Raw genomic sequence first — 19,324 nt, 5'->3', positions numbered from 1 at the left:
ACGAGGAACGGGTGACGGTGATCGACCCTACGCAGCCGCTGCCGGTCTACGTTCAGCTGAAGAACCTGCTGATCCAGGAGATCGTCGGCGGCAGGTACGGCCCCGGTGACCGGCTGCCCACGGAGCAGGAACTCTGCGCCATCTACCGCATCAGCCGCACCCCGGTCAACCGGGCCCTGACCGAGATGGCCGAGGAAGGGATCGTGCTGCGCCAGCGCCGCCACGGTTCCTTCGTCAACCCGAGCTGGGTGCCCCCGAACACCGCCGCGAGCACCCTGAAGGTCGTCGTCCCGGAGGGCTCCTGGGAAGCCACGGTGCGCGCCGCGGCGCCGGAGCTGTCCCTGGACATCGTCCAGGTGGGGTTGTCCGACCTGCGCCAGGTGCTGGTCCGCGCCATCGCCGAGGGCCGGGCCCCCGACCTGGCGATCATGGACTCGGTATGGGTGCACGAGTTCGCGGCCTCCGGCTTCCTCACCCCGCTGGACGAACTCGACCCCGACTGGGTCGACGACGAGTACGAGAGGGACTTCCTCGAGCCGTTCCGCTCGGCGAACAAGTTCGACGCCCGCCCCGTCGCGGTGCAGGCAGAGGCGGACGTCGCCGGCATCTGGTACCGGCGGTCCGACCTTGCCGCCGTCGGACACCAGCCACCGCAGACCTGGAAAGAACTGGCCGCCCTCGGCCAGACCCTGGCCCAGCGCGGCACGGCCATACCGCTGACGCTGCCCGGCGGCTCCGCGGCCGGCGAAACGGCCACCTACTGCCTGCTGTCCCTGCTCGCCTCCAACGGCGCCGGAGTCCTCGACCACAACGCCGTCACACTCGACACGGCCGCTGCCACGGAATCCCTCGCCTTCCTGCGCGAACTCCTCCACGCGGGCGTCATCTCCGCCGAGTCGGTGAGCTACGAACGCCATGTGCCCATACGCCAACTCGCCCAAGGCCAGGCCAGCATGGCCATAGGAGGCAGCTACGACGCCCCGGCCCTGGCAGCCGCCGCGTCACTCACCACACAAGACCTGCTCGACCAGTTCGGTTTCATCGCAATGCCCGCCGGCCCCCGCGGCCCCGCCGCCACCCTCGCCGGCGGCATGGCCTACGGCATCTTCCGGCAGGCGGCCTCCCCCCGGCAGAGCATGCGCCTGCTGCGCGTCCTCACCTCCATCCAGGCACTCGCCACCATGTCCCAAGACACCTGGCAACTGGCACCACGCCGCACCGCACTCGAACAGGCCGCCCACCACTCACCGTTCCTGCACACCACGAGCACCATGCTGCAGCAAGCCGTCGTACGCCCCGCCACACCGCCGTACGCACGCGTCTCCGCACAACTGCACGCCCTCCTGGAATCAATCCTCCTCGAACGCCGGGAACCCCACACCGCCGCCGCCCGAACCGCCGACATGATCGGCGCCATCACAGGACTGCCCGTGGTCTGACCCAAACCACCACCCAAGGCCCGCGTAAACACCCGCTGTCTGGCGCTCCCGTCGCCCACCTCTGCGTCGAGGGGCAGGAGATCAAGGACGAGGGCGTCGCGAGGCTCTCCCCTTCTTCGCTGCACCGAGGGCGACCTCGCCCCGGTGGAGCCACCCCGCTCGACGCCGGAGGCTCCCCGGCCGCCCCATCACTTCCCTGTCCGGCACCGCCGCCCCACTGATCATCGAGCTGTTTCGGCTCAACTGCGGCCCTGGGACTCTTGCCACCGTCGTCCCCCGACGCGGCGCCAGACGGATACCGCCTCCTTCACCTTGGTCGACCACCGACGGTGCCTCTACGTCTTTTACGTCTTTCGTCAAGGTAGGCGTGTGGTTCGGGCTTCGTAGATAGTGCTGGCCCTTGCAGCCTATAGTTCGATCTCGTAATATCCGAAATCGTGAAGCCCGAATCCGTGCCATCTGAACGGTCGGTGCTGCTGACCTTGCAGCGCGCGACCCACGCCACCTTGCAGCTGATCGCCGCCGAACTCGTCGACCTCGATCTGACCGCCTCCGAGATCAACGCACTGGCCAACCTCGCCGACGGCCGGGGCCGCACCGTGTCCCAACTGGGCGCCGCCATCGGCATTCGCCCCACGACACTGACCAGCGTGTTGGACCGGTTGGAACGACGCGGTCACATCACCCGCGGCACGCGCGCCAACGACCGCCGCTCGGTGCTCATCGAACTCACCGAGTCCGGGCGTGCAGCGGCAGCCCTGATCAACCAGACGCTCGCTGATCTCGAGAGCCGCGCGCTGGACAGCCTGCCTGCCGAGGCGATCGCCGGCTTCTACGCCGTTCTGGATGCGTTGGTCAAGGAGGGGGCATGATCACAAACGGCCAGGGCGCCAAGGAAGAGTCTTCACCGTTCGCGGAGCTGATGGCAGAGGTGATGGCCGCCGCCGAGCAGTTCGGGCACCGCCAGCACGTCCATCTGACCTGGCTGGCCGTACGGCGCTACGGCACCCACGCAGCAGTGGATCTGGTCAGCGATGGTATCCGGCGCACCGCCCGCTACGCAGGCGCCCCGCAGAAGTACAACGCCACCGTCAGCCGCGCCTGGGTGGAGCTGGTGGGCCACCATGCGGGCCAGTCGGACACAGCAGACTTCGACGCATTCGTCGACCAGCACCCCGCGCTGTTCGACAAGAAGCTGCTCACTCGCTTCTACCGGCCCTCAACATTGGCCGAGACCCCGGCCAGGACCGGCTGGGTCGAGCCCGACCTCGCACCCTTTCCGTGGCAAACACGCCGACCGGTCTAGGTCCGAGGACGCGCATACATCGTGAGGCGGTTGGCGTGGGAGCTGCCCTCGCCGAGGCCAGTCTGTGAAGGCGATCACCAGCCGGCTCATGTACGGGGCGGCCGTGACCGCCCCGGTCCTCGCAGCGGTGCCGGCGCGGGCACCGCGCTCACCTGCCCTGTGGTGTCCGCCGGCTGCTTGGCCTGCGGTGCCGGGGCTTTGGACGTCGGGATCAACCGTCCTCGGCGCCAGCCTGTCACGGGGCGCTCGCCCGGGAGGGCCAGGTCGGCTGTTCTCGCCGCAAAAAATCGTCCCGGCTCCTGGAGGGGAGCCGGGACGTCTTGCGTCAGTTCACTTCACCTGTGCGTGCCAGGCTCAGGAAACCGGTTTGAGGGCGAAGTTGTGCCTGGTCGTCAAGCCATCGGTGATTCTTGCGGTCGCGGTGGTGGATGTGAAGCCGCTCTTGGCGGCGAGGACGGTCGCCGTACGTCCGCTGATGGGGAGCCAGAGGCTGTACATGCCTTCCTGGGTCGTGGCAATGGTGTAGCTCTTGGCCCCGAAGCGGATCTTGACTGTCGCCCCTTCCAGCGGGACGTGGTGTCCGTGGCCGTCCGGGCCGAGCACGGTGCCCGCGATCCTGCCCCAGTCCCCGGCCGGGCCCACGTGCATGGTGACCGGGACGGACAGCACCGGGTACGGGGTGTCGGCGCTGAGCGACAGGGCCGCGGTGTAGTCGCCGGGGGTGACGATTCCCGGTGCTCCGGCGTTCACGGTGACCGTCACCGTGGTGCTCCGGCCAGGTGCGATGGTCACAGACTTGGGAGTCTCGGAGAGCCAGTCGACGTTGGTCGGAGACGAGTTGCGGTTGTAGCCGGGCAGCAGGGACACGTTGCTGATCGACGGAGCGAGTATCTGGTTGCTGGACAGGCCGCCGGCCACGTAGAACCCGGCCGCCCCTGCGCCGCGGTACACGGTGAGGTTGGCGTTGGGCAGCGCGGTCCAGGCGTTGGCGGCGGGGCTGTAGGCGTAGGTCTGGTTGGTCAGCGTCGGGCGGAGCCCACCGCCGCTGATCACGCCGCCGGAGACGAGCAGCTGCCCGTCGGCGGCGCTGTAGGCGGCGCCCCAGGTGGTGTTCGGCAGATCGGCGATCGGTGACCAGCTGTTGGTTCCCGGGTCGTAGACGTAGGCGTGCTTGATGGGGTGGTCGCTGTAGTCGCCGGAGATGCCGCCGGCGCAGTAGAGCTTGCCCGCGATGGCCCCGCAGGAGGTCCAGGTGACCGGCTCGGGGTACGGGGCGGCCTTGGACCAGCTGTCGGTGTGCGGGTCGTACACCTGGACGTCGGTGACGCCGGCGCAGGACAGGGCGTAGCAGCCGCCGACCGTGTACAGCTTGTCGTTCAGCACCGCGCTGCCGGAGGCCGCGTATGCGGTGGGCATGTCGGCGCCGACGGACCACCGGTCGGTGCGCGGGTTGTAGATCTCCAGCTTGCGGTCGACACCGCTCGGGCCGCCCCAGCCGCCAGCCACGTAGAGCTTGCCCCCGATGAAGCCGTGGGCGGGTGCTTCTCGAGGATCGGTGGCGGAGGCCAGCTGGAACCAGGCGCCGGTGGCGGGGTTGTAGGAGTACAGCGAGCTGACGTCGCCTACGGCAAACCCAGCCCAGCCGAATCCGGTGTAGAGCCGGCCGTCATAGAAGTCGGCCACATTGCTGGAGAGCGCCGTGGGTAGATCGGCCGAGGTCTGCCAGGCCGTCCCGGCCACCGTGGTCCGCGTCCCGGTGGGGACGCGCGCGGCCGTGGTGCTCGTCGCGCCCGCACCACCGCGTGCCGCCAGGGCCTTCATCGGCAGGGGCGAGAAGGTCCCCGCGAGGCGGTTGAGCGGTGCGCCGCCTCGCGACAGCTGTGGCAGCAGCGCGGGATGCTCGGCGAGCTTCAGGGTGGCCGGGGCGCTGCCGTCGTTGCGGACGATCAGCTTCGCGGACTTCTTGCCGCCAGTGGCGACGGCGATGTCGATGGACGACTGGTTGACGGTGAGTCGGCCTGCCTCCAGCTTGAAGTTGTGCCAGGCCACGCCGTTGGCGGCGACGTCGACCGGCTGTGTTCCGGTGGCGAAGTAGGGCTTGACCGCCGAGAATTGGTGCTTGCCGGTGGCCGAGGAGAACATCCAGTAGAAGCCGTCCGGCAGGTTCGGGTCGGTCGGCGTGGCGGAGGTGAGCGCCGACTCAGCCGGAGTGCTCTTGCTGGTCACCCGTGCACCGTTGACGGGGGCGCCGGTGTTGGCGTCGGCGATGGTGCCGGCCACCAGGCCTCCGGGGACCGGGTCGTAGCTGCGGTTGCCGACGAAGATGTTGTCAAGCTCCCACCAAAAGTCGCTCTGGGCGACGTAGCGGAAGCGCAGCTGGACGTTGGACTTGCCGGCGTACTGCGCAAGCGGCACCTTGAAGTGGTGTGCTGCTCCCCACAGGTTGCCCTTCCAAACGTTGGTCCAGGTCTGGCCACCATCGGTGGTCGCGTCGATCATGTCCTGGTCGGTGCCGGGCTGACGGCTGAGCTGGTCGGTGTCGAATTCGACCTGCGGGGTGGCATCCTTGCTCAGGTCGTAGACCGGGCTGATCAGTTGCGAATCCTGGGAGGCCGAGGAGCCCGCGAGGTAGCTGTCGACGATGGCGAAGCCGCCGGTGCCGCCGGTCAGGTTGCCGCGGTGGCCTGGGTCGTTGAAGCTCCAGCCGCCGCTGGTGCCGGGGGCGTTGGCCACACTCCAGCCGGACGGGGACGCGGTGGTCGAGTCGAAGGTCTGCGTCCCCCCGACGTGGTGGACCGCGTAGCCCGGTGCGGTCTCAGCCACCCGGTCCACGGAGAGGGCGAACGGGACGGTCTGGTCAGAGCTCGCCACGGTGACCGTCCTGTGCGTCTGCTCGTAGCCGGGGTAGGCGGCGCTGACGGTCAGGGTGTAGTCGTGTCCCTGCGGAAGGTCGAGGCTGAACTTGCCGGTGGCGGGGTCGGTGAACACCGGGCCGCCGGGCACACCGCTAGCGGTGATCTTCGCGTACAGCGGCCAGTGGTGTCCGCTGCCGTCGGTGACGGTGCCGCTCACGGTGTGCCTGGGCACGGGGGCGAGCGTGAAGTTCTCACTCACCTTGGCACCGTCGGCGACCGTCACCCCGTTGACGACCGAGCTGGCGAACCCGTATCCGGACGCGGTGAGGGTGTAGGTGCCGGTCGGCACGTCGAGCGAGTAGGCGCCGCTGGAGTCGGTGGTGGCGCTGAGCCCGTCGGCCAAGACAGTGGCTCCGGCGACCGGGCCGCCGGTGGTGCTGGTGACCGTGCCGGAGACCACCCCGTGCGGGCCGCTGGTGAACGCGGCGACGCCGTTCGGGGAGCCGAGGCCGGTGGGGCCGTCGTAACCGGTACCGGCAGTGCACAGGTACTCCGGTGAGCAACCGCCGTTGCTCCCCGCGGTCACGTCGTTGAGCGCGGCCGGGTGCTGGTAGGGGTAGGAGTTGGGGTATGTCCCCGGGGCCGGGCTGCCGGCCACCGCGTAGGTCGACGCGATGATGGGCGCGCTGGCGCTGGTGCCGCCGTAGACCGCCCAGCCGGTGCCACCGTAGGTCTGGTACACCGCGACGCCGGTGGCCGGGTCGGCCACGGCGGAGACGTCCGCGACGGAACGGTTCGCACAGCCGGTGTCATGCTGGAAGGCCGGCTTGGACTCGTACTGCGAGCAGCCCGATCCGGTGCCGCCCCAGACCGACTCGGACCAGCCGCGGGCGTTGCCGGAGTCCTTGACCAGGGACGTGCCGCCCACGGAAGTCACGTACTGCGAGGCGGCCGGGTAGGAGACGCCATAGCCACTGTCACCGGCGGAGGCGACGATCGCGACACCGGGATGGTTGTAGTGAACGTCCGACGTGGTGGTCTCGGACGGGTCTTCGCCGCTTTCTTCCTCGTCGTACTGCGTGCCGTAGGAGTTGGAGACGTACTTGGCGCCCAGCGCCACGGCCTCGTCGACGGCCGCGCCGAGGTCATCGCCGTTGGGGTTGTCCGCCTCGACCAGAAGGATCTTCGCGTCGGGCGCGGCGGCGGACACCATGTCGAGGTCGAGCGAGATCTCGCCTGCCCAGCCCTGGTCGGGCGCCGGGTAGTCGGTGCCGCCGCGTTGGGACACCTTGGTGAAGCAGCCATTGACGGTCGTGCAGGGCGGCAGCCCGTACTTGTCGCGGTAGGCGGCGAGGTCCGCCTCCGCGTTGGGGTCGTCCATGGCGTCGACGATGGCGATCGTACGGCCGCCACCACCCGACGCCGGCAGGTTGTAGGCGCTCTGCAGGTCCGCCGGTCCAAAGCCGGGTGGCATGACGTCGGCAGCCAAGCGGGCGGGGGCCCGCTTGTCCGTGCGACGCAGCGCGAAACAGCTGTAGTCACCCGGCTTGGGGGCGGCGCACACCCGCTCCGCCGGCACCGAGGACGGGGCCGCAGCGCCGGCTGTGACACCTGCCTGGGCATGGTGTGTCAGCGTGGCTGCCTGGGCCGGGACTTCAAGGCCGATGACCGCCAGGGGTACGGCGATCAGTGCGGCTGCACGGACGAAGAGGTCCCACCGTCTTGGACCCCATCGCTTCGAACTGCCCAATTTCGGACTCCTGTGTTGGTAACCGTGTCCGACTGGCCTGTCTGTGTCAGCAGCGGATCGGTCCAGCGTGCTGCTCAACTGTTTGAGGGTCAGCAGGCCAGCGGCTTCCTGAACGCGAAGGATCCCAACGGCTGTGAACGGCGAACATGGTCGCGACACGGCGGATGATCGCCATGTGGCCAGGATTCGCCAGTGCCGGTACGTTGACACACCAGTCACTGGCGTTACGTAACCTCGATCTTGCATGAGGGTCCGTCAGCCTGCTGACGGACCCGTTCACGCGTTCCTTCTTCTTCGTGTCGACGCTGATCACCGGCTGGCCAGCACCCATGTGCTCCATGGCCCGCTCATTGATGTAGCGAACTGGACGTCACGGTCTGGGTGCTGCTTGCCTTAGATGGTCCTGGCGCCGACCTGCAGGCTGAAGCCCTCCTCACGCAGCAGGTCCCCGACCGTGTCCGAGCCTGTCCTGTGTCCCTGACGGGTGAACTCGGCGATGAGGCTCCTGGTCGACTTCACCGTCCAACGCAGTGGCGACATCGGATCGCCCCGCTCGTCAGGTGCCACCAGTGGCGGCTGGGCGGGCAGCAGCCCCGGCTCAAGGTCCACGGCCTTCTTCCGACCACCACAGGGCATGCGTACCCGACCCAGAGGCTCCTCGCAGGCCTCCGATTCGTCCCGCCCTTCGGACCGTTGTCTCGCTGACATGGGCCGCCCGCGCGACCGCCTGGATACCGCCGTGGCCCAGGATCCAGGCCTCGGCCCCTATCATCGGCCTCGCCCGCACCTGCGCACCGATCCCATCGACGGCTTTGAACGCCGAGACCGACAACCGTCGGCAGCGCAGGCGATGACCGCTTGCGCGGGAGCCTTGCCTTCGCAGAGCAGCTGGAGGCTACGGTCGCGGCGGGTCACGCCGTTGCGTGCGCCTGATCACTTCCAGCAGGCGAAGGACTGCGGCGTCGGCGTCGGGCCGGTGTATGGCAAACACTGTGGTCTCCAGATACGGAGACGACCCTCGCACCGGAACAAAGACGATCCCGGGGACGCCGAAATCCCGCAAACCTTCGGACAGGAGACTCACGCACAGTCCGGAGGCGACGTAGCTGAGGAGGCCGCTGAGGTCGTCGGCCGCGGCACGTCTGCGGGGAGTGAACCCTGCGTGGTGGCAGGCGAGCTGGACTTGTTCGGCCAGCGCGGGAAGGACCGTCGCGTTTGGAAGAACGAAGTCTTGGTCGCGCAGAGCCTCCAATCCGATCTCGTCGGCCTCGGCCAGCGGGTGATCCTGCGGCAGAGCTGCGGTGAGGCGCTCGACGGCGAAGACTTCGCTGGCCAGATCACCGGACAGGGGAGAGGTGTCGCGCAGGTACCCCAGGTCCAGCGTGCCGGAGCGCACCTTCTCGGCGATGGCGACCGGGGAGTTCTGGTGCAGGTGCACCCGCAGTCCGGGCAGCTCCTCAGCTACCGCCCGCAGCAGCCTGGGCACGTAGAGGTGGCTGAGGATGGTCACGTAGCCGACATGGATGTCCCCTTCCAGGCCGCTGGCAACCCGTCGCACCCGCTCGATAGCCGCCTCCTGCGCATCGAGGAGCCGCCGCGCATCCACAACAAAGGCCGCACCTGCCGACGTCAGACGAACGCCTCCTGGGCCCCGCTCGAACAGGCGCACATCCAGACCGCGCTCCAGGCGCTGTATCGACTGGCTCAGCGGCGGCTGGCTCATGCCAAGACGCTCTGCTGCACGCCCGAAATGCTTCTCGTCAGCCACGACCAGAAACTGCTCCAACAGGCGCCTGGTCAGAGAAATACTATTGATCATATCGACCATGCCACAATCATATATTGGACAGGATGGTCCGATTGGTGTCGACTGGTCCGGCACTCGCAACTCACCGAGCGGAGAGCCGGTGACCTGCATAAACGTCCCACCAGGCGACCCGGGAAGATCAATATGAGCGGCACAACCGGAAAATCATCATCTGTGCACATCAGCGAGGAGTCGCCGGCGTATTGGCGAGTTTTGTTCGACAACCCGCCCCTCAACGTGGTCGACCAAACCGTCTTCGAGGGCCTACAGGACCTGCTCGCGCGGATGGACGCCAGCCCGGACCTGCGCGTCATCGTCTTTGAGAGCGCAAGCCTCGACTTCTACCTCGCCCACTCCGACATGTCCGGCAAGTCACGGGACTACACCAACAGTGCCGGCCCTTCCGGCATGAATGTCCTTATGGACACCCTGGTCCGCCTCACCAAGTCCCCCGTGGTGAGCCTCGCGAAGATCCGCGGCCGCGTCCGTGGCTTGGGCAGCGAATTCGTCCTCGCCTGCGACATGCGCTTCGCCTCCCGCGAGAACGCCCTCCTCGGCCAGCCCGAGGTCGGCGCGGGAGTCATCCCCGGTGCCGGCGGCACCGAGCGACTTCCGATGCTGACCGGCCGAGGCCGCGCGCTGGAAATCATCCTCAGCGCGGACGACTTCGACGCCGACACCGCCGAACGCTACGGCTGGGTCAACCGGTCCCTTCCCGACAATGAACTGGACGGCTTCGTCGACACCCTCGCACGGCGCCTCGCCTCCTTCGACCGGCGCCCGATCGAGACAGCGAAGAGCCTCGTCAACCAGGTCTCCCTGCCGACCCTCGACAGGCTCCTCGAAGCCCGCGACGCCTTCTACGGCACCCTTGCCTGGCCCGAAACCCAGCAGCGAGTCACCGCCCTGTTCAAGCGCGGGATGCAGCAGGAAAGCGACCTGGAGAACAGATTCGGCGCACACCTGCCCAGCCTGCTCGACGACGACCCCGACGACGTGTAGTCAGCCGGCTCCTGTCGCCGGCCCACAGCCGGCCCGGACCGATCCGGACAGATTGCTGGGACATCCCTCAGCAACACCTGACACCGCCCACGGTCACAGTGACCATGGGTTCGCCTCCGCCGACGTCGCCAAGCCTTGCCCCGACGCGGCGATCTGGGGCGGCCACATCATCGTTTCGGGCGTGATCGCACCGGCGCCCATGGAATTGAACTCGCCCGGGTGCTGATCGCTCCCGGTGCCGCGGTCGTCGGCACAGACCATCCGGACCGCAAAGGCCCGCCGGATGCGCGGCCCGCCCGATCCGATCGACGCCTGTGCCGCCACGACGGCGGTGCCATCCGGGCGAGCCACCATGCCCCGAAAGGCCGCGATCGTGTCGTCGTGGCCGTCCACCTGCTGCGGGTCCCGCGCCGCAGCACGGCCAAGCCCCAGACCAGGCCATCAGCCCATAGACCTCGCCCAGCAGCTTGACAGCCACCGGCGCCCCGTTCTGCTGGGCATACTCGTTACCGTCCTGGCCGGCTCGCTGATCGCCGCGGTGACCCACAGCCTTCCCCTTCTGCTCGTCGGCCGAGCGCTCCAAGGCACCGGCTACGGCATTTTCCCGATCGCCGTCGGAATCGTCCGCGAGGAGATCCCGGCGGAGCGGGTGACGCGGGCCATGGCCGACGTCAGCGGGATGCTGTCCGTCGGCGGAGGCGTCGCCCTGGCCGCGACCGGCCTGCTGACCAACCACGGTGGCGACTACCGGCGGGTGTTCTGGCTTGCCGCAGTGCTCACCGTCCTGGCGCTCGTCCTGACCTGGCTCACCATTCCGGCTCGGCGTCCCTCGGCCCAGCGGCGAGCCGACCGGGCCGGCGCCGCCGTCCTTGCCGCCACGCTCGTCCTGCTGCTCACCCCGCTCTCCCAGGGCAACCGGTGGGGCTGGAACTCCCTGGGCGTCAGCGGCTGCCTCATCGGAGCAGCTGCGATGTTCAGCGTGTTCGTTCTTCTTGAGCGGGCCACCCCCGAGGCCCTCGTCACGACGCAGATGCTCAGCCGCCGGCCGCTCGTCATCGCCAACGTGGCCGGACTCGTCCTCGGGATCGCGTACTTCGCCGGCTTCCTCGGGGTGACCTCGCTCGTCGAAACCCCTCGCGCGGCGGCCGGCTACGGCTTCGGCGCGTCGGTACTCAGCACCAGCCTCGTCTACTTGCTGCCCGGTGCTCTGTCCGGCCTGGTGACATCCCCGCTGGGCGGAGAGCTCGTGGTGCGGCTCGGCCCACGGGCAACCCTCGTCCTTGCCATGCTGCTGGCCGCGGTCGCGTTCACGGCGCTCGCCTTCTTCTATGACCACTCCTGGGAGGTCATCCTTGCAACTGTGGGCATCTTCGCCGCAGTAGTCTTCGGATATGCCACTCTCCCCGCGTTGCTCAGCGAACACGTCAGCCGGGCAGATACAGGCGTAGTCAACAGCGTCAACTCCGTCGCACGAACGGTGGGCAGCGCACTCGCCACCCTCTCGAACATGCGAGCCCGGCAGGTGAGGAGCGGTGTTACTCCCGTCGGACACTTCGCAGATCAAAGCCTGTCCTGCCGGATCAGACGCAATTGCACGGGGCCCGCTGTAGCGGATGGCGTTGGTCACCAGCTCACTGACGACGATCTCCGTGTTGAACGTCGATTCGTGCAGGTCCCAGGCGGGCGGCGGGGCCATGGTAGCCATCCACTGACAGCCGTCCCAGCGTGCGGGGAAACGATCCGCGGGCGAGGCTGGGGGTATGACTGAGCGCCGCGTGACCGTGGACGCGCCCGCCGAGGGCGGGGGCCGGTGCGTTCACGTCGATGACGAGGTCCTGGGTGTGGCGTACAGCCTTCGAGATCTGAGCGTGTTCCTGCAGCGCGCCGGCGCGGAGGACCTGGACGAGGTTGACGTGGCTGACTCGCCCTTGATCGAGTGGTACGGAGGCGGCCCCGAGGTGTGGCCGAGGGGGCGGTGATCTGCTCGGTCCTTCCGCGCGGCAGCTGGCGGGCGTAGCGACGGGCGTACCCCGCGAGGGGCACCCTTCGAGGCGCTGGCCCGCCGGCCCCCGAACCCGTGGAGCTGGCGGGCAGCTGTGTCTCTGGGCGCACGTCCGCCCGGTCCCCAGGCGGACGGGTCATCCGTCTTGGCGTCGCGAACAGCCTGCCGCCCCCGGCGTTTTGCTCGCGTCCGTTGCCGGGCTTGTCCTGTGCCTCCCACTCGGGTTCGGGTCCGGGATCCTTCGCGGTCACCTTGTCACCTTCAGACCGGCCGCCCGGCCGCGAGTGTGCTGCCCGGCGACGCACGTCAGCGGCCGCAGCTCGCGAGCGACGAGAGCCTGAAGAGTGGCGGGCTCCCCGTTCAAGTCGGCGAGGCGCCGGATGCCGAACGTGGAGCCGCCGAGGGTGCGGCATCAGCCGTGGTCCTCCCAGTCCTGTGCGAAAAAGCGGGCCCCGCTGGCGACGGTGTCCCCGGCTCTGGTGGCCCGCACGTACATGTTGAGCTCCTCCGGTCCCGGACCACCGTCGCCGTAGATCAGCCAGCCCAGGTCGCGGTCCTCGATGTACTGGATCACCTCTGCGTCGACCTCGGAGACCGTCCGGCCGATCAGCCGAATACCGTCCAAGTCGACCTGGGGCCCGGTGCACCCGTGCACGGTCACGGCCGCCAGGGTGGAAAGCCTTGCGGGTACCAGTAGTGGGCGGTCACCCCGGCCCTCGTCGAAGTGTTCCTCCCTCAGGTACCACTGTCCGGCACCATGTCCCGACCACTGGTGGCACCCTCGGCAGGCGGTCGGCGCTTCGCCGTCCAGCGCGGCGGCCACCTGGTGCGTGCGTTCAGTTGGCCCGTTGCGCATGATGGCCGCCGAGCCGGTGCAGCCGTATGCCCGCGAGGCCGTCCTCGTGTTGGCGTGGCCGCGAGGCATTGTCATCGCACGTCCCGGCTCAATCGCAGCTGTCCGCCTTCCGTCACGTGGCGGACAGACTCCACGCCCCCGCGGAGCGCACCTGGTAGTAGCCGCGGCCCGGCCACTGGAACGTATGCTCCCCTGCGCGGCCCTCGGCCACCGTCACCCCGTAGGCGAGGCAGTCGTCCAGCGCCTCCAACTGGATCAGGCTCGGGCCCGCGTAGTGCAGGGCGCCTGGGCCAGGTTCCCCTCGGTAGTGGACGACATCCGATCCGGTCCCGTTGATCTCGTCGTGGAAGCACGGGACTTCTCGCAGCGGTACCGCGGTCGCCGTCCATGCCTCCCGGTCGCCGGCGGCGAACACTCGGAAGGCGATCGCCTTGTTCCCCTCCGGCAGCGGAATCCGCGCGGTGATGGGGGTGCCGTCGCCGGACAGCCGGTAGAGGCGTGAGGAGCGCCCCTTCCTGCCCTCGAAGCGCAGGTGGACACGTGTCTGCCCGTTGGTCGAGAAGACCATCACGGCCGGACGGTATGACGGCATTGCCAGTTGATGCGTTTGCTCACCGCTACCGCCCTTCCCGCTGACCTGCGGCTGGGGGGCACGCACCGGCGGCGTCGTACGAGGCTTGGACCCGCGCGGTTGTACGCGGACCCTGCTTTCCTGACCCGGCTGCGGAGTGACGGGGCTCCGGCTCTCCGCCAGGCGGACCGCGTCCGCTGCGCACACGGCGATGTTGCGGGCGACACCCCCGGGAGGAGCCCAGCTGACCTGCTTGCTGGCCTGGCCGTGCCGAGCGTCGAAAAAGCACAGCGACATGTGCTCTGGCGGTCGTCGGCCGGCGAGCAGTGCGTCCAGACAGGCCAGCGCGTGCCTGCCCTCGTCCAGTGCGCGCAGGGCGTCAAGTGTGTCCGCCCGCGTCCGGGCGCCGGTGAAGTCCCGCTTCGCCTGCTCGTATGCGTCAAGGGCACGCGCCAGTTCGGCTCGCATCTCATCGGTGGCACCGGGCCGGCCGGGGCTGAAGGAATGGACGTTGAGAGCCTCGCCGAAAGCAGTGATCTCGGCCTCGATCTCAGCGAGCGCCGACGCATCGCGTCCGCGCCATGGCCACAGCCGGCGCAGCCCCCCACCCACCCCTCTACGCATGGTCGCAATCATGCCGCAAGGCCCGGCAGGCATGGCCTGAGGTGAGCAACTCAGCGGCAGAGTTGCCAACTGGAGCGCTCACTCTCCGAGTGAAGGGCTCCGTCACGCCCAGTCACCTGCACAAGCGCACAGGGTGCTCGATCAGTAGTCGACGTCGATGTAGTCGATGTCGGGGAACTCCACCAACAGGCCGTTCGAGCGCCGCCCGTGATCTTCGAAAGGACCACCCTCGTGCCTCTCCCCCATCTCGTACGGACCGCGGCCGCCGCATCCCCACCCTGGAGCTCGGCCGCCGAGGCCAGGGCGACACATCGTTCCCAACGATCAACCCGGCCTCAGGTGGGGCGAGGAGGGTCGAACACGGAAGAGACGCGGCCAAGGAATCCGGTCGGTGAAGTGGCGGCGGAGAGGCAGGATAGGGCGGCGGCTGATCTGCTGTGGGAGAACGTCAGGTGGTTCTTCGACCCCGAGGTGATGGGGTCGTTGCCGGACGTCTGGGTGCCCGACGCCTCGGTGAGGGACTGGCAGTCGGTCCTTGATCTCGTGATGGAGCGGGGCTGAACATTCCAGTACTCCGAGTCTCCCGGGTGCCTCAGACGGACGTGACCTTGAAGGTGCTGCCGTTGCGCGGGCCCAGGCGCGCTGTCACCCGCGCCGGTGTGCTGGTGTCGTCGCGCACCGTCAACTCCTGCGTGCCCATGCCGAGGCGGGCCGTGCGCTGGCCCTTGTAGCGGAAGAACACGGCGATCTCGTGAGCTCCCGCCTCGAGGGAGACTTCCGTTGTGCCCCACGTGGCAGGCCATTGGACACCGTCGATCTCCACCACCGGCCTGGTGAAGGCGCGGTGGAAGAAAAGTGCCACCAGCGACGGACGGATGTCGATGAGGACCTTCACCATGACCGTCTCCGAATTCCATGCGTAGTTGCTTGGTTGTGTCGGGTTGCTGCCTCGTGTCGAGGTGTCTCGCGCCGGCGACGACAGCACCGACTCCGGGCGGGCGCCCTTTGCGATGCCGATCAGGCCGCCCGCCGTGTCAACACGGTCACCAAGCCTGCGTACAGCAGCGGCCGTGTCGGGCCGAGCGGGTCCCGGGCGATGGCCATAGCCGGCAGGGCGCCGAAGCCGGGCAGCATCGCGGCCAGGTTTACGCGGCCGCCGCCGTTGCCCGCCAGGGCGCCGGCTCCGGGCTGGGACAGACGCGGAAAGAGCAGGTTGAGCAGGAGACCGAGGGCCGCGCCGACCGAGGTCGCCAGGAGCGGGAGCACGAGGGCGAGGGCGAGCGTGAGGTGGCCGGCACTCGGTCCGAGGCTGTCGTGGTGCCTAGATCGGCATGCGACACATCCCTGACGGATCATCAACTTGTAGGCACCCACAAGATGCAAGTTACAGCCAGCGTTCACCTAAGGCTCGCGATCGCGTCGTTCGCACGTTTTGGTCGATACTTTGTAATCGGGTGTGCGCCCATGATCGAAATGGGCGTAGCGGGAAGGTTTCTCCGCTTCCTCTCCTGACCCGAGGTTCCCATGGTCTTGAACCATCGACGCACGAGACCACTGCTGGTCGTGCTCGCCACAGCGACCGCGCTCGCCGCCGCACCTGCCGTCGCGTACGCGGACAGCGGCCCGCTCGCGCCCGTCGCCGTTGCTCCGGCCAACATTGACCCGGTCACCGGTGTGCCGGTCACCGGTGCTCAGACCACCGGTACGCCCGTCACCGGTGCACCGGACACCGGTGCTCCCGTCACCGGCGGAATCCCCCTGACCAACACGTCCGAGAAGATCGGCCCGGGGATCGACCTCCAGCACGTGAAGGCGCTCGCCCAGAAGGGCTGGTACGACGCGCAGTTCCTGCACGTGGACCTGTCCAACAGCGCGGTCGGCACGGACTTGCTGACCTCCGGACCAGTCGCCTCCGGCGGCCCGCTCAGCAAGGCCGCCAACAAGGCCGGCGCCGTCGCGGGCGTCAACGGCGAGTTCTTCGACATCGGCAACTCCAATGCGGCCCTCGGTGGCGAGGTCCAGGACGGGAAGCTGATCAAGTCCGCCGACACCGGCGGCCGTCAGCACGTGGGCGTCAGCAAGGACGGCATCGCCCAGCTCGTGGACCTCACGGTCGACGCGAACGCGAACTTCGCGGGCGCGGACCACAAGGTGCTGTCGCTCAACGCCGCGAACGGCGGCGGGGTCCCCGCGGACGGTCTGATCGCGTTCACGTCGGCGTGGGGCGACTACAGCCGCAACCGCGGCCTGACGGGCGTGCCCAACGACCAGATCGCCGAGGTGCTCGTCAAGAACGGCTCGGTCGTGTCGGTCACGCCGAACGGTTCCGCGGGCTCGGGGACGATCGCGGACGACAGCTTCGTGCTCGTCGGGCGTGGCGCCGCGGCGACCGCGCTCCGCGCGCTGCAGCCCGGCGACCCGGTGAAGCTCGACTACGATCTCGCCGACAACGTTGCCAAGACGATGAAGTTCGCGCTCGGCCACGGCGGCACCATCGTCTCCGGCGGCAAGGTCGTCAGCGGTCTCGACACCTCGATAGCCCCGCGCACCGCGCTCGGCTTCTAGGACGGCGGCAAGAAGCTCGTGCTCGCCACCTGGGACGGCCCGGGCGGCACCGGCAAGGGCGGCACCGGGATCGACGAGGAAGCGCGTGAACTCGCCGCGATGGGCGTGGAGACCGCGGTCAATCTCGACGGCGGCGGCTCGACCACGATGGTCGCCCGCGCGCTCGGCGAGGACTCCGCGACCGTCCGCAACGCCCCGTCCGACGGTGGAGAGCGCAACGACCCCAACGGCGTCGGCGTGTTCGTCACGAAGGGCGACGGCAAGCTGGACCAGCTCCTCGTCAAGGCCGCGCCGGGTGCGGCGTCGGCCGACGGCGGCGTGAAGGTCTTCCCGGGGCTGCACCGCGCGCTCGTCGCGGAGGGCGTCGACGACCACGAGACGCCGGTGACGGTCGACCCGCAGTCCGTGCGATGGAACGCGAACGGAGCGAGCGTCCAAGACGGCACGCTCGCGGCCCCGGCCAAGGCGCACGGCGCGATCAAGGTCCACGCGCATGTGGGTAACAAGAAGGCGCACGAGAAGGTCTCCGTACTCGGCCCGGTCAACAGCGTGGAGCTGTCGTCCGAGCGCCTGTCGATCGCCGATGCGACGCCCGACAACGCGGTCACCGTCGCCGTGACCGGCCGCGACGCCCAGGGCTACACGGCTCCGATCGACCCGCAGGACCTCTCGCTCGACTACGACCACAGCGTCGTCGACATCACGTCCGTGAACGGCAAGCTGAAGGTCACCCCGCTCACCAACGCGGGCACGATCCTCAAGGTCTCGGTCGGCGGCAAGTCGGTCCAGCTCCCGATCACCGTCGGCGTGCAGACCAAGACGGTCTACGACTTCGACGACGACGTGCTCGGCCGCTGGCGCAACAACAGCACCGCCGCCACGACGTTCTCGGCGGACCCCGAGGGCCTGCGGATCGACTTCAACGCGATGCGCAACGTGGGCATCACCGTGAAGGCGGCGTCCGGGCGCATCCAGGTGCCGGGCCAGCCGCTGCGCCTGCGGATGCGGCTCAAGTCGAGCATCAGCGTGCCGAACGGCCTGACCTACATCAGCTACGTCGACGCGGACGGCAAGAGCAACGGCGTCTACGGCACCGGGCTGACCGCGAGCGACAACTGGCAGAACGCGTCGTTCACGCTGCCGGCGAACACGAAGTTCCCGATCGCGATCTCGGGCTTCCAGGGCATCAACACCAGCGTCGCCCAGCAGAAGACGGGCACGTTCATCCTGGACCGCGTCGAGGCCGACGTCCCGACGTCGATCGATCTGCCCGCCCAGCCCGACCTGCAGCCCGACCCGCTCGTCTCCGACGACGGCTCGCTGCTCCAGGGCCACGACACGTGGAAGTTCGCCACGCTGTCGGACGTGCAGTTCACCGCCGACAACCCGGCGCTGACCCAGGTCGCGACGACGGCCATCCAGCGGATCCGCAAGACCAATCCGGACCTGATCGTCCTCAATGGTGACGTCACCGACCGTGGCCTGCCGCAGGACCTCTCGCTGGCCCGCAAGGTACTCACCGACGCCGGGTGCGACCTCATACCGGTCGGCCAGGAGCCGGCGGAGAACAGCACGCCGGACCCGCAGGCCGGCTCGGTTCCCTGCTACTACGTGCCGGGCAACCACGAGTCCTACGGCCTCGACAACGTCCAGCAGGACCTGACCAACTTCACCAAGGAGTTCGGCCAGCCGTACCGGACGTTCGACCACAAGGGCACGCGGTTCATCCTGCTCGCCAGCTCCGTCGGGACGCTGCGCGGGACGGCGTGGGACCAGCTCCCGATGCTCCAGAAGGCCCTCGCCGACGCCAAGAACGACAAGTCGGTCCACAACGTCATGGTCTTCGCCCACCACCCGGTGGACGACCCCGCCGAGACGAAGGCCAGCCAGCTCGGCGACCGCGACGAGGCCGCGCTCGTCGAGCACATGCTCACGGACTTCCGTGACTCCGCGGGCAAGGGCGCCGCGATGGTCGGATCGCACGCCCAGATCGCCAACGTCCACCGCATCGAGGGTGTCCCGTACACAGTGCTGCCGTCGTCCGGCAAGGACCCGTACGGCACGCCCGACCGCGGTGGCTTCACCGGATGGGTCGACTGGTCCGTCGACGCGGACCGGAGCGCGAACCAGCAGTGGCTCGAGGCCGACGTACGCGCCTTCGCGCAGTCCATCACGCTGAACGCCCCGGACTCGCTCGAGGTCGGCAAGACCGCGTAGCTCTCGGGCAGCATCGTGCAGCCGGAGGGCGTGTCGACGGGTACGCGTGTGGTGCCGCTGCAGTACCCGATGTCGGTCGACTGGAGCGGCTCGTCCAATCTCGCCATCGGCAGCGGTAAGCAGGCCATCGACAAGGCCCGCGACGAGGGCAAGGTCGCGATCCTCGACCCGCAGACCCGCACGCTCACCGCGCTGCGCCGTGGCTCGGTGACCGTCTCGGTGACGAACGACTCGATGCGCGCCTACACGGACGACAGTTCGCTCACGCCGATCACGACCTCGAAGACCATCGAGGTCGGCCGCTCCTGAGCGGTTCCCGCCGCGCTAGGC

17 protein-coding genes and 1 pseudogene are annotated in these 19,324 nt (G+C 68.7%); 10 read left to right on the top strand and 8 right to left on the bottom strand.

The window, feature by feature from the left end:
• Positions 1–17 precede the first annotated feature (17 nt).
• The 3 genes from ABZ904_RS24935 to ABZ904_RS24925 all read left to right on the top strand — a co-directional run bounded on the left by ABZ904_RS24935 (position 18) and on the right by ABZ904_RS24925 (position 2,745).
• On the top strand, positions 18–1,439 hold the full coding sequence (locus ABZ904_RS24935; RefSeq protein WP_360998764.1) for an extracellular solute-binding protein: 1,422 nt from the start codon (positions 18–20) through the stop codon (positions 1,437–1,439).
• Positions 1,440–1,876: 437 nt separating this feature from the next.
• Entirely contained in the window at positions 1,877–2,311 is a 435-nt protein-coding gene (locus ABZ904_RS24930; protein ID WP_359399543.1) for a MarR family transcriptional regulator, read from the top strand.
• Positions 2,308–2,745, top strand: a complete 438-nt coding sequence (locus ABZ904_RS24925) for a hypothetical protein (protein ID WP_361825547.1) — start codon at positions 2,308–2,310, stop codon at positions 2,743–2,745. The genes ABZ904_RS24930 and ABZ904_RS24925 overlap by 4 nt, the downstream gene beginning before the upstream one ends.
• A 354-nt stretch (positions 2,746–3,099) precedes the next feature.
• On the opposite strand, the gene ABZ904_RS24920 is transcribed toward ABZ904_RS24925, so the two are convergent.
• From ABZ904_RS24920 to ABZ904_RS24910, 3 genes and pseudogenes are all read right to left on the bottom strand, one after another.
• Positions 3,100–7,350 (bottom strand): carboxypeptidase regulatory-like domain-containing protein, encoded by a 4,251-nt coding sequence (locus ABZ904_RS24920; RefSeq protein ID WP_361825545.1) that lies wholly within the window; start codon positions 7,348–7,350, stop codon positions 3,100–3,102.
• A 277-nt stretch (positions 7,351–7,627) separates the two neighbouring features.
• A pseudogene (locus ABZ904_RS24915) lies at positions 7,628–8,122 on the bottom strand (ISAzo13 family transposase); the annotation flags it as partial.
• A 123-nt stretch (positions 8,123–8,245) separates the two neighbouring features.
• Positions 8,246–9,178, bottom strand: coding sequence for a LysR substrate-binding domain-containing protein (locus ABZ904_RS24910; RefSeq protein ID WP_359399537.1), 933 nt, complete (start codon positions 9,176–9,178; stop codon positions 8,246–8,248).
• Between the two features lie 153 nt (positions 9,179–9,331).
• On the opposite strand from ABZ904_RS24910, the gene ABZ904_RS24905 reads away from it, so the two are divergent.
• Positions 9,332–10,159, top strand: coding sequence for an enoyl-CoA hydratase/isomerase family protein (locus ABZ904_RS24905; RefSeq protein ID WP_359399535.1), 828 nt, complete (start codon positions 9,332–9,334; stop codon positions 10,157–10,159).
• A 93-nt stretch (positions 10,160–10,252) separates the two neighbouring features.
• On the opposite strand, the gene ABZ904_RS24900 is transcribed toward ABZ904_RS24905, so the two are convergent.
• The gene (locus ABZ904_RS24900) at positions 10,253–10,552 is read right to left on the bottom strand and encodes a hypothetical protein (protein WP_361825608.1); all 300 of its coding nucleotides are present in this window, start codon (positions 10,550–10,552) and stop codon (positions 10,253–10,255) included.
• Here ABZ904_RS24900 and ABZ904_RS24895 point away from each other — a divergent pair.
• Both ABZ904_RS24895 and ABZ904_RS24890 read left to right on the top strand, forming a co-directional pair.
• Entirely contained in the window at positions 10,443–11,927 is a 1,485-nt protein-coding gene (locus ABZ904_RS24895; protein ID WP_361825543.1) for an MFS transporter, read from the top strand. The two genes, ABZ904_RS24900 and ABZ904_RS24895, sit on opposite strands and share 110 nt — an antisense overlap.
• On the top strand, positions 11,920–12,138 hold the full coding sequence (locus ABZ904_RS24890) for a hypothetical protein (protein ID WP_359399531.1): 219 nt from the start codon (positions 11,920–11,922) through the stop codon (positions 12,136–12,138). The genes ABZ904_RS24895 and ABZ904_RS24890 overlap by 8 nt, the downstream gene beginning before the upstream one ends.
• Positions 12,139–12,573: 435 nt before the next feature.
• Here ABZ904_RS24890 and ABZ904_RS24885 read toward each other — a convergent pair whose 3' ends face one another.
• A complete protein-coding gene (locus ABZ904_RS24885; RefSeq protein ID WP_361825540.1) occupies positions 12,574–12,822 on the bottom strand; it encodes a hypothetical protein in 249 nt (82 codons plus the stop codon).
• Positions 12,823–13,129: 307 nt separating this feature from the next.
• Positions 13,130–14,212 carry a hypothetical protein gene (locus ABZ904_RS24880; RefSeq protein ID WP_361825538.1) on the bottom strand — a complete coding sequence of 361 codons (1,083 nt, stop codon included), beginning with the start codon at positions 14,210–14,212 and terminating at the stop codon, positions 13,130–13,132.
• Positions 14,213–14,608: 396 nt separating this feature from the next.
• Between ABZ904_RS24880 and ABZ904_RS24875 the strand changes: the two genes are divergently transcribed.
• Positions 14,609–14,773: a hypothetical protein gene (locus tag ABZ904_RS24875; RefSeq protein ID WP_361825606.1), complete on the top strand. Its 165-nt coding sequence runs from the start codon at positions 14,609–14,611 to the stop codon at positions 14,771–14,773.
• 31 nt (positions 14,774–14,804) lie between these two features.
• On the opposite strand, the gene ABZ904_RS24870 is transcribed toward ABZ904_RS24875, so the two are convergent.
• Both ABZ904_RS24870 and ABZ904_RS24865 read right to left on the bottom strand, forming a co-directional pair.
• Positions 14,805–15,110, bottom strand: coding sequence for a hypothetical protein (locus ABZ904_RS24870; RefSeq protein WP_359399525.1), 306 nt, complete (start codon positions 15,108–15,110; stop codon positions 14,805–14,807).
• A gap of 119 nt (positions 15,111–15,229) precedes the next feature.
• On the bottom strand, positions 15,230–15,586 hold the full coding sequence (locus tag ABZ904_RS24865) for a hypothetical protein (protein WP_361825536.1): 357 nt from the start codon (positions 15,584–15,586) through the stop codon (positions 15,230–15,232).
• A 150-nt stretch (positions 15,587–15,736) separates the two neighbouring features.
• Here ABZ904_RS24865 and ABZ904_RS24860 point away from each other — a divergent pair, with 150 nt between their 5' ends.
• The 3 genes from ABZ904_RS24860 to ABZ904_RS24850 are packed head-to-tail and all read left to right on the top strand — an operon-like array spanning position 15,737 to position 19,303.
• The gene (locus tag ABZ904_RS24860) at positions 15,737–16,777 is read left to right on the top strand and encodes a hypothetical protein (RefSeq protein ID WP_361825534.1); all 1,041 of its coding nucleotides are present in this window, start codon (positions 15,737–15,739) and stop codon (positions 16,775–16,777) included.
• Between the two features lie 18 nt (positions 16,778–16,795).
• Positions 16,796–18,994, top strand: a complete 2,199-nt coding sequence (locus ABZ904_RS24855; protein ID WP_361004833.1) for a phosphodiester glycosidase family protein — start codon at positions 16,796–16,798, stop codon at positions 18,992–18,994.
• Positions 18,995–19,024: 30 nt separating this feature from the next.
• The gene (locus ABZ904_RS24850; RefSeq protein ID WP_361004836.1) at positions 19,025–19,303 is read left to right on the top strand and encodes a hypothetical protein; all 279 of its coding nucleotides are present in this window, start codon (positions 19,025–19,027) and stop codon (positions 19,301–19,303) included.
• The last annotated feature ends 21 nt before the right edge of the window (positions 19,304–19,324 follow it).

Origin of the sequence: Streptomyces sp. NPDC046900 (assembly GCF_040644975.1) — a bacterium.
Lineage (GTDB): Bacteria > Actinomycetota > Actinomycetes > Streptomycetales > Streptomycetaceae > Streptomyces.
This window is presented reverse-complemented; position numbering and strand designations above follow the sequence as displayed.